The sequence below is a fragment of the Streptomyces sp. genome, assembly GCF_050698815.1.
In the GTDB taxonomy this organism is placed as follows: domain Bacteria; phylum Actinomycetota; class Actinomycetes; order Streptomycetales; family Streptomycetaceae; genus Streptomyces.
In genome coordinates this window covers 1-2,055 of sequence record NZ_JBOHCV010000437.1, presented here as the reverse complement: position 1 = coordinate 2,055, position 2,055 = coordinate 1, and the positions used below count along the sequence as shown (strand labels likewise).

Sequence of the window (2,055 nt, the reverse complement as noted above, 5' to 3'; positions counted from 1 at the left end):
CCTCCCAGATGTGCTCGGCGCGCTGGCTGACGCAGAAGACCGCACCGCGCGGCGTCTGCAGGACCTTGCCCGCACCGCACACCAGCTGCCGGGTGACGAGGAACGGGATGAGTACGTCCGCCAGCCGAGAGAACTCCCCGTGCCGGGCCACGAGATAGTTCTCGTGGCAGCCGTAGGAGTTGCCCGCCGAGTCGGTGTTGTTCTTGAAGAGGTAGACGTCGCCCGCGATTCCTTCCTCGTGCAGGCGGCGTTCGGCGTCGACGAGAAGGCCCTCAAGGATGCGCTCGCCCGCCTTGTCGTGCGTGACCAGCTCGGTCACGTTGTCACACTCGGGAGTCGCGTACTCCGGGTGTGAACCCACGTCCAGGTAGAGGCGGGCGCCGTTCCGCAGAAAGACGTTGCTGCTGCGGCCCCATGACACGACACGGCGGAAGAGGTACCGCGCCACTTCGTCGGGGGACAGCCTGCGCTGTCCCCGGAACGTACACGTGACGCCGTACTCGTTCTCAAGCCCGAAGATTCGGCGGTCCATGACTGAACATTACGCCTGACGGCCTGTTCTGAAACCGGGTTCGGCGGCACCGTTGCGATCATTTTCCGTCGCCGTGACCGGGGCTGACGCAGGGCCAGGACCTGCGGCGAGCCCCGCGACGGGAGCAGAGCGGGACCCCGGAGAGACCGCCGAAAGAGCACGTTTCGTCAGCAGCAGCACCAGCAGTGCCACGACGCCTCCGGCACCCACGACCGCGAACCCGGCCGAGGCGCCGCCCCGCTCGATGACGGGCCCCACCACGGCCGTTCCCGCCGCGGCACCCACTCCGAAGGTTGTGACCAGCCAGGAGAAGGCCTCGGTGACGGTGCCGGACGGAGCGTGCCGGTCCACGACCACGAACGCACAAGCCAGAGCCGGGGCAAGGAAGACACCCGAGAGGCCCGCCAGCGCGGTCATCGCGACCACGCCGGGCACCAGAACCAGCGGCATGTATCCCGCGGCGAGGGCGAGAACAAGCCAGATCAGCCGCCGCTCCGGCGCTCCTGCCCAGTGCCGCGCCCCGTAGACGACACCGCCGACGAGCGCGCCGAAGCCCAGCGCCGAGAGCAGATAGCTGGAGATGAGTGCTTCTCCGTGGTCGTCCGCGTAGCTGACGGCGGCGACGGCGATGGCGCCGAGCGCGAGCCCGACGAAGAAGAAGGTGCCGAGCAGCGCGAGCAGCCCCGCCGAGCGGAGCGCGCCCAGCCAGTGAGCTTCGCGCGGTGCGGAGCGCCATGTACGGGAAGGGGGCGAGACAACGACCGAGAGCGCGCCGAACACCCCGAGCCCGTTGATGACCAGCAGTGCGGCCGCCTCGTTCCAGTAGGCGACGATCAGGGTCACCAGCAGCGGCCCCACGGCGAACATCACTTCCTGGGCCACGGCGTCCAGTGCGTACGCTCTGTGCACCTTCTCGGGGCCCTTGAGCACACCCGGCCACAGCGCTCGCAAGCCGCCCTCCAGCGGCGGCGTGGCGACTCCGGCGAGCAGCACCGCAACGGCAGCCACCGTGACGGGGTCGATGCCCACCAGCGCGAACAGCGCCATGCCAAGTGCCGAGAGCAGTGCGGCCGGGAACATCACGCGCGGCTGCCCGTAGAGGTCGACGAGCCGTCCCAGCAGCGGCTGCCCGACCGCGGTCGCGAGTCCGTAGACGGCGGACAGCACACCCGCGAGCGTGTAGCCACCGCCTTCAGCCCGGGTGAACAGGACGATCACCAGTGCGGCCGTGGCGTTGGGAAGCCTCCCGATGAGCGTGCCCACGAGCAGCCGCACGGCGTGCCGGGCGCGGAGCAGTTCGGCATAGCCCGTCGCCATCGCTGGCTCCCCTCCGCGTCACTCCGGCACGTTGTACGTATAACTGGCGAGGTAATACGTACCATGTCGCTGACCCACGGTCCACTCCGGGCACGCTGCCAGGGGCGGGGAAGGAGCGCAGGAATGGCGAGCACCCGGCGGCCCGGCGCCGCGGCCCGGCCGCGCCCGACCCCCTCCCCCGGACCCGCAGCGGCAGAGGACACATC

The 2,055-nt window shown here is 69.9% G+C and carries 2 protein-coding genes; both read right to left on the bottom strand.

What is annotated here, in order from left to right; genetic code table 11:
- The coding region (locus ACRDP3_RS15925; protein WP_431517608.1) for a proteasome accessory factor PafA2 family protein at window positions 1-532 on the bottom strand (532 nt) is incomplete at its 3' end.
- Window positions 533-541: 9 nt separating this feature from the next.
- Window positions 542-1,849: an MFS transporter gene (locus tag ACRDP3_RS15920; protein ID WP_431517607.1), complete on the bottom strand. Its 1,308-nt coding sequence runs from the start codon at window positions 1,847-1,849 to the stop codon at window positions 542-544.
- Between the last annotated feature and the right edge of the window lie 206 nt (window positions 1,850-2,055).

Coding starts and splice junctions, on each gene's coding strand:
- ACRDP3_RS15920 (WP_431517607.1), bottom strand. CDS start 1,849: ATGGCGACGGGCTATGCCGAACTGCTCCGCGCCCGGCACGCCGTGCGG.